The organism is Rubidibacter lacunae KORDI 51-2, assembly GCF_000473895.1.
GTDB lineage: Bacteria > Cyanobacteriota > Cyanobacteriia > Cyanobacteriales > Rubidibacteraceae > Rubidibacter > Rubidibacter lacunae.
Genome location: NZ_ASSJ01000045.1, coordinates 1 through 8,471, shown reverse-complemented (window position 1 = coordinate 8,471; position 8,471 = coordinate 1). Strand labels below are relative to the sequence as shown.

Sequence of the window (8,471 nt, the reverse complement as noted above, 5' to 3'; positions counted from 1 at the left end):
GGATCCAGGTCCACCAGAGTCAGCATTGACGGCTCGATCGCCGTGCAGCCCGCGGGGATCATGTTTTCAGGCACCTCGACCTCCACGGCCGGAGCCGCCGTTAGTGCTAGAGCGGATAGTTCCGGAGCCACGAACAGGTCGCGCACATCCAAGCGAAGACCGGTCTCGCGCAGTCGTGCGATCGCCTGCACGGCCAGTAGCGAATGGCCGCCCAGGTCAAAGAAGTTGTCGTGGCGGCCGACCTTTTCGACCCCCAGAAGCTTCGACCAGTTCCGCGCCAGTGTCTCCTCCACCGCCCCGGCAGGGGCTTCATAGGCTCGCCGGACATAGGCTGCCCCGTCCGGGGTCGGAAGCGCCCGCCGGTCCAGCTTACCGCTCGCTGTCAGCGGAAACGCCTCCATCAACACATAGGCCGAAGGAACCATCCACGGCGGCAGATGCCGCGCGGCATGGTCCCGGAGCGCCTGCACATCCACCCCAACACCGCCACTGTTAGGGCTATCGTTAGCAACAGCGGCATCTTTAGGGCTAGCGCCACCCTTATCCGTAACCACATAGGCCGCAAGCGTTGTGCCGCCCTCACGCCCTGAATCGTGTGCGACTACAACCGCATCACCCACAACCGCATGCGCGCGCAGGCATGCCTCAATTTCACCAAGCTCGATCCGGTGCCCTCGGATCTTCACCTGACAGTCCCGGCGGCCCAGATACTCGATCGTCCCATCCGTCCGCCATCGACCTAGATCCCCCGTCCGATAGAGCCGCGCATCGGGAACGTCGCTAAACGGGTCGGGGATAAACTGTTCCGCTGTCAGGTCAGGGCGGTTCAGATAGCCGCGCGCAACCTGAACGCCGCCAATGTAAAGCTCTCCCGTCACACCCACAGGAACGGGACATCCCCGGCTGTCAAGAATGTAAACTTGCGTGTTGGCAACAGGATGCCCGATAGGAACGCTCCTGCCCTCGAACCCAGCCGGAAAGGTCCAGGCGGTGACATTTACTGTCGCCTCGGTCGGACCGTAATGATTGTGCAGGCTCGCAGCCGGTAGTTGACGGCTAATTTCAAGCAACAGGCTTACAGGCAGGGCTTCGCCGCCGCTGAGGACATGTCTGACGCCCTTGCAGGCGTCGGCAATACCCCGATGAGCTAGAAACGCTTCCATCATCGACGGTACAAATTGGAGTACGGTAACCCCTGTCTCGCGAATAACGTCCGCCAGATAGGCCGGGTCCTTGTGACCCTCCGGCCGGGCGAGCACCAGCCGCGCCCCGCACATCAACGGCACGAAAATCTCCCAGACCGAAAGGTCAAAGCCGAGCGGTGTCTTTTGCAGCACCACATCGTCCGCGACCAAGGCAAGCTCATCCAGCAACCACAGCACATGGTTCACGATGCTCCCGTGTTCGACCATAACGCCCTTCGGCTGTCCCGTGGACCCGGAGGTATAGATCGCATAGGCCAGATGTTGGGGGGTAAGACTTTTACGGGCCGGGTTCTTAGCCGACCGTTGCACCCACTGCCTGGCAACGGACTTGAGGTTCAGAATCTCAATGTCCGAACAGTCTTTGAGTAGTTCGTCAACAGCACTGCCGTCATGCAGCAGCACCCGCGGACCGCTGTCCTCCAGCATGCAGCGCAAGCACTCCACGGGATAGCCAGGGTCCAAAGGCACATAGGCCCCGCCCGCCTTCAGCACTGCCAAAAGCCCCACCACCATCTCAAAGCCGCGCTCCACGCAAAGCCCAACAAGACTGTCCGGACCCACACCCAGACCCCGAAGATGATGCGCCAGACGGTTTGCCTGCCCATTCAGCACGCCATAGCTCAGCTCCTCGCCTTCAAAGACCAGCGCCACGGCTGACGGGTTCTTTGCAACCTGCGCCTCGAACAGCTCGTGCAGGCATATGCCTTCCGGATAAGCCGCTGCGCTCGCGTTCCACTCCTCAACAACCTGACGGCGCTCGGCCACCGTCATGAGCGGCAGTTGGCCGATCGGACAGTTCTCATCCTCCAAAATCGCATCGAGTAATATAGCAATACGCTGCCGCATCGCTTCAACATCTTGACGCTCGAAGGTATCAGCACTGTAGTCAAAACGAACCGACACATTAGCCGCTAAGCTATGTTCAAAAACAAAAATATCTAATGAATTTAAACTCGAGCTCGGAATAATCCTTTGAAATCGACAAAGCGTGCCGTCGAATGGAATTTCGATTGCTGCTGTGACAAAGTTAAAGCCAACATCAAATAACTGTATTCTACCAGCGCTACCTAGATTGAGCGAACGATTGATTTCCGCGACTGGGAAGCGCTGGTGTGGATAGCAACATTGTGTGTCGCTACTGACTCGTTTCAGGAGAGCCGTAAATGAACGCGCCCGATCGACCCGTATTTTTAAAGGCAGGAAAGCCGCAAACATTCCCAGGGTTCGTCTCTGCCGAGGATTGGTGCGGTTATGCAACGGCACGCCAAGAACAATCTCGTCAAGTGCTTGAACTCGCGTCAGATATAGGGCAATGAGCGCCAGCATGAAATGTAGCATCGAACAGCCTTGGCTCGACGCCAGGGCGGAACATTTGTCGTATGTTGTCCGATCGAGTTCCCATTCAAGATTGTCACTATAAGAATGACCATTCCTCAAAACGGAATTGGGAAACACTGGTGAAGGTAAATCCGAAAACCGATCGAACCAAAACTCGCGATCCCGATCGAATTCAGCGGATGTCAAATAAGCCAGATCTTCCTTTAGAAACTTGCTGTAGCGCTCGGATGATTCTTCGGCAATGCTGTCAACCTCATCTGTTACCAGGAAACTATCGCCTTGCACGATCTTGTTGTAGCTTTTTGAGAGAGATTCACCTATCAACGATATGCCGAAGCTGTCATTAATCAAATGATGAAACCGCAGAAAGAGATAGTGTTTCTTCCGATCGATCTTGATGAGGTGGGCGTCCCAAAGCCGATTCTCGTGCAAAACAAATGGTTCGTTAATTTTCAGGCGCAAATACTTCTCAGCTTCGTCTTCGGGATCCCTTTCGTTTGATAAATCGATCGTGCAGGTATTTACATCAATAGAATCAGTAAACTCCTGAAACGGGATACCATCTTCAACGTAAAAACTGGTTCTTAACGCATCGTGCTTATCAGCTACAACGTCAAGAGCTTCGAGGAGTGCTTCAATGTCAATCTGCTCAACCACTTCAGTAACTACACCGAAATTATACGCAGGGCTGTCAGGGTTTAGAAGCTGATCGATCCAAACCATCTGCTGGTTTGAGGACAAGGGAAACCGGCCGCTGGCATATTGACGTTTCTGATTTGACGTGGTTTTTAAATCATCCATGGAACAAGCTCCTCCCCGGAGCTGAATCAATGGTGCCGATCCACCGAAATCGGTCCGATTCTGCTAAGGATTGGAATGCCACTATTAGAAAGCCATTCAGATGTTCGAATAGGTCTATGGCGATCGTCTCACGCGGCCGATGTTGCCGCCGGCCGGGCTTCATCGATATTGCCAGTGGCCTCCTCGGCAAGCCGCGCGGCCAGCCTTCCGATTGTCGTGGTCTGTGCGAGCTCCATCGACGGAATGCTGATACCAAGGCTTTTTTCTATCAGCGCTGAAAGTTCCACCGCCATCAGCGAATCGACCCCGATATCGTTCAAGGAACGGGAAGCATCGATCTTCTCCAGTTCACAGTCCAGGATCCTGGCGAGCTGCTCCGCCAGCCATTTGTGAACGAGTTCCTGCCGCTTCGAAGAGCTGGCCCCTTTCAGATCGGCAAGAAGCCGGCCGCCGCTGTCAGCTATCGGCATCACATTGGCGCTGCTGACTACGAGGTGCCTGAAACGGCTGGAACTCAACAATCTAGGAAAGTGCGATGAATACTTAAGCCAGTCGACAAACAAGACGCCGGCCGAGCTAAGCTCGTCTTGCAGGCAGCCGTGGAGAATCTTGATGGCTTCCGCGGTGCCAATGGCATGTAAACCTCGCCGGTCGAAGCGCTGCTGGATATCCTCCCGCTCAGTCAGATATCCGACATCCGATATGGGTCCCCAGGCGATGGTCAGTGCCGGCAGACCCCTCGCCCGGCGGTGATATGCCAGGGTATCAAGAAATTGATTGGCTGCGGCATAGTTCGACTGACCTGGATTGCCAACCACAGCCGCAATGGACGAGAACAGAACGAAAAAGTCGAGATCCTTGGTGCTGGTTACACGGTGAAGGTTCCATGCGCCTTTCACCTTGGGGTCGAGCACCCTGGAAAAGCTGCCTGCGTTCTGGTTGCCGATCGCTCTGTCATCCAGGACCATTACCATATGGATGACCCCTTTGAGCGGGGCTTTCTCCGTGCACAATTCATTCAGAACCTGCTGTATTTTGTCCCCGTCCACCACATCGAGACTGACGACACTTACTTTGCAGCCGCTTTCCTCGATAGCCTCAATCTTTTCCCGTTGAGGATCCTTAAGCACCGCGCGTCGTCCGGCAAGAATGAGATGACCCGCGCCTTCGGCAGCCATCCATTGAGCCACGGCCAAACCAAAACCGCCTAGGCCTCCCGTCAGCAGATAAGAGGCATCTTTATGAAACCCTTTGAAGTTGGGTGCTTCGCTGACTGCTCGCCCGGGGCTGCCCCCATGCATATCGAAAACGATCTTGCCGATATGTTTGGCCTGAGCCATGTGCCGGAAGGCTTTTTCCGCGTCATTTATGTCAAAGGCTGTCACAGGAAGCGGCGTCAGGGTCTTGTCATCAAATACTTGCATAACTTCATGCAAATAGCGCCTGATGCGTTTGGGATGCTGGCGAATTAATTTTTCCAGGTCCATGGCAAAGAAGGAGAGATTGTTGCGGAACGGATAAAGATTCAGGGCCTGCTTCTGATAGATATCCGTTTTTCCGATTTCCACAAAACGGCCGTAGGATCTCAATAGTTTCAGGCTTTCCTGAATAAACTCGCCGGACAGAGAGTTCAGGACAATATCCACTCCCTCGCCGTCGGTCGCCTTCTGAATCTCGTCATGGAAATCGAGGCTTCTCGAGTTCAGTACATGCTTGACGCCTAGGGAACTCAGATATGCCCGTTTCTCATCACTGCCCGCCGTTGCGAAAATCTCCGCCCCCGCATTTTGTGCGATCTGGACGGCGGCGAGCCCCACACCACCAGCCGCCGCATGGATCAGGAGCCGTTCTCCCCGCTGGATGCCGGCCAGCTCGTGCAACGCATGCCAGACCGTGCAAAACACCAGCGGTATGGTTGCCGCGTCCGCGAGGGAGAGATGCTCGGGAATGCGCACGACGCAGTCAGCAGGTGTGATAACAACCGAGCCGAAGCCGCGGGCAATGGCTGCAACGCGATCGCCCGGAACAAAGTCCTCCACGCCCGGTCCGACGCTGAGAACGATACCGCTGCATTCGTCACCCAAGTAAAAGTGGGTGCCGCCGTCATCGGGATAGATGTCCATCGCCTTCATCAGGTCCCGGAAGTTGAGACCGGCGTGATGGACTTCGATCTCAACTTCTCCCGGGCCGGGCTGGGGACGTGCTGCCGGCTTCAAGACAAAACCGCTCAAATCCCCGGGCTTGTGCAGATCGAGATAGAACTTCTCGTCCTGCTTCACGGGTCGCGGACGGGACTGGGCGCGGGCTAGACGCTCCCGACTGGTCCGCCTTAGTCGCGCGACGTGGCGTTCGCCGCCGCGCAGAGCAACTTCGAGTTCCCGGGACGTTCGTTGGGTCGCCTCTTCATAGATCCTGGCGGTATCGATCGCCTCAGCTGCCCCCGGCAGGTCTATTAAGGTGATATGGCAATCGGGATATTCGTTTTCCGCGACCCTTCCCAACCCCCACAAGGGCGAGCTCAAGACACCGGTAACAATATCATCGTCCTTTATCTGCTGAGCATCTCGGGTGACCAGCACGAGGCGTAGCCCGCCGTCCAGATCCAGATCGTCAAAGGCTCGCAGGATATTGACAACGTTCAAGCATTCTCCGGTGCACGATGCGTCGAGGGTTTCCCGGCCGGCCTCATCTAGAGGGACTGCATCCAGAGGTCTGAGATAGACCACACCAGCGATGGTCCCGTATCGGCCGGCGGCCTCATGGAACAGGGCGCGCATCTCGGCAAGATCGCCTGCCGCAATCACCTGCGAGCTGGAAGGCACCGGCCGCGGCGGCTCGTCAGGACCGGCTAGCGTCACCGGCAAGGTGATGTAACCGTTCTTGTCGAATTCTTCCTTTACCCGATCGCCTGTGCCATGACGGTCCACGAACAAAAACCAGACGCCGTCTCTATCGCGATCCCCCGCTCGGACAGAACCTCCAGGCTTGCGCGAAGAGATTACGCTTTGAATGCCGGTTCCGTCGCTGCGGTCGGTGAGTATATTTACATCCTGCAATCCGCATTCACCGAGCAGCTTCTTCCAGGAATCCCGATCGAGGCAGCAATGGTCCGCACGAAGACCGGTGTCCTCGAACGCCCACCATCCCTTCAGCATTCCTAAGGTCACATCGACATAAAAGGATGGCGAGGTCATTTCGAGTAGAAGCAGCATGCCATTGGAGACAAGCAACTCATTCGCGTGCGCGATGGCTTGCTTCAAATCCTTAGTCGCATGCAGAACATCGCCAGCTATGACCAAGTCGAAACTTTCCGGATTGAATCCTTGCTGTATCGGGGAGCGTTCAATATCCAGGACTTGGTAGTCGACATTGCCGAAACCGGAAAACTTTTCCTTAGCGCGCACGAAGAAGGCCGGCGAAATATCGGTGAAGGTGTATTGAATCCGTCCAACCGGGAGGTTCGCAAGCAGCAACGATGCCAAGGCTCCGGTTCCGGCGCCTATTTCCAGAATGCGCAGCGGCCGGTTTTCGGGCATCCCGGAACACATGGCTCTGACCACGAACTCAACAATCTTGTTGTAAGGGCGAAACATTGATGACCGGTCGTAAACGGGCTCCATCAGCTCCTGGGACCCGTTTGGAAACAAAACCCGGACCGGATCGACATCACCCCGCAGGACGCGGGCTAATTGCTGACCGCACTGCTCCAGCAGATTGAACTCGGGATGCTTTTCCTTGTATTTGGAAAGGTAGGTCTCGATGATGGCCGCTGCCTCGGGACCGGTATAGACAGAAAGAACCTGCCAGGTATCGCTACCAGTTTTTGCCAACAGGTCCCAAGATTCCAGGCATTGCAGCAGCCGCCTGGTCAAACGCTCGTGCTGGCTGGCGATCTTCAGGTCGGTGCAGACGCCTTTGACGGTCAGTTCCCGACCTTCAGACCAGCATCCACCCAGCTCCACGAAAGCTTCCCAGACAAAGGCAACCGTCATCGCTTCTCCAAAGGAACGAACTTCGCCATAATATTGGTCGAGGTTGAAGCGTTCGGCGAGACTGGGGATATCGGGTTGGACGATGGCCGAGAGCGTGCCCGGCGCGACCCGGCCGGCCCAGGATTCGTCAATTCCATGCACGATCTCCTGCCGGTCCCATTCAAATGCATAAAGCCAATCGCTTTGTTCGGATTTTGCACTGGGTGGCTTGCCAGCGAGGTTCCCGATCTCAACAAGCGTGTTCCCATCCTTATCGATGATGTAGATGTCGCCGAGAGCGAAGTCATCTTCAACTGGCGTCAACCGGCGCGCATAAACGACATGCTCGGCGTCCGGCCGCGGCACACCATATAAGCGCAATCTTTCCAGTGCTATCGGCAAGCGTGCTTTAAATTGCGTTTGTTGGTGGCTCAGAAACGTTCCAAAGAGTGCTTGAAAACCTAAGTCTAGGAGAGCAGGATGCAGTAAGTAAGCTTCCAGGTCGTGGGAGTTTAGACCGGGAACGAGTGAATTTAATGGCCGCAGGATCGAAAATACTTCATCTCCCCCACGCCAAATTCCATCGATACCTGAAAAGGCCCCTCTGTAATCATGTCCAGCTTTCTCGAAGGCCGGATACAAAAGCTCAGTGATATTTTCAGGACATTGCTGTTTCAGTTCATCCAGATTGAAACGGCGGCGCCCGGGAACCGACATCTTCCGGATGCGCCCGCGCATATGAGGCAAACAACCATCTTCTTCACCCGCAACCCGACTATTGATCGAGATTGTGCCGTCGTTCGCAAGGGCCTGCACCTGAATTTGCCGCCGCTGCCCTTGTTTCAGGATCAGCGGTTGGTCGATCTCCATATTCTCCAGTTGCAGGTTGCCGGCGCCATGAAGTTCCCGCCCGGCCGCCAGCGCCAACTCCACATAGCCTGCTGCCGGGAAGATGATCAGACCCTTGAAACGGTGATCGTTTAAAAAGGCATGCCGCCTGAGATCGATAGTATTGGTCCAGCAGGGTTCAAACCGATCCAACCGCACGCCGAGCAAGGGATGAACGCAAGGCAGGAGCCGCCGGTCGTTCGATTCCCTGGTTTCCTGCCAGTGATGTTCCCGTTGCCACGGATAGGCTGGCAACGCGATATTTGGG

At 55.8% G+C, this 8,471-nt stretch carries 2 protein-coding genes; both read right to left on the bottom strand.

Annotated elements, in window-relative coordinates; all coding sequences use genetic code 11:
* The coding region (locus tag KR51_RS07735; RefSeq protein ID WP_022606506.1) for a non-ribosomal peptide synthetase at window positions 1-3,344 on the bottom strand (3,344 nt) is incomplete at its 3' end.
* A 128-nt stretch (window positions 3,345-3,472) separates the two neighbouring features.
* Window positions 3,473-8,371: an SDR family NAD(P)-dependent oxidoreductase gene (locus KR51_RS07730; RefSeq protein ID WP_269634898.1), complete on the bottom strand. Its 4,899-nt coding sequence runs from the start codon at window positions 8,369-8,371 to the stop codon at window positions 3,473-3,475.
* Between the last annotated feature and the right edge of the window lie 100 nt (window positions 8,372-8,471).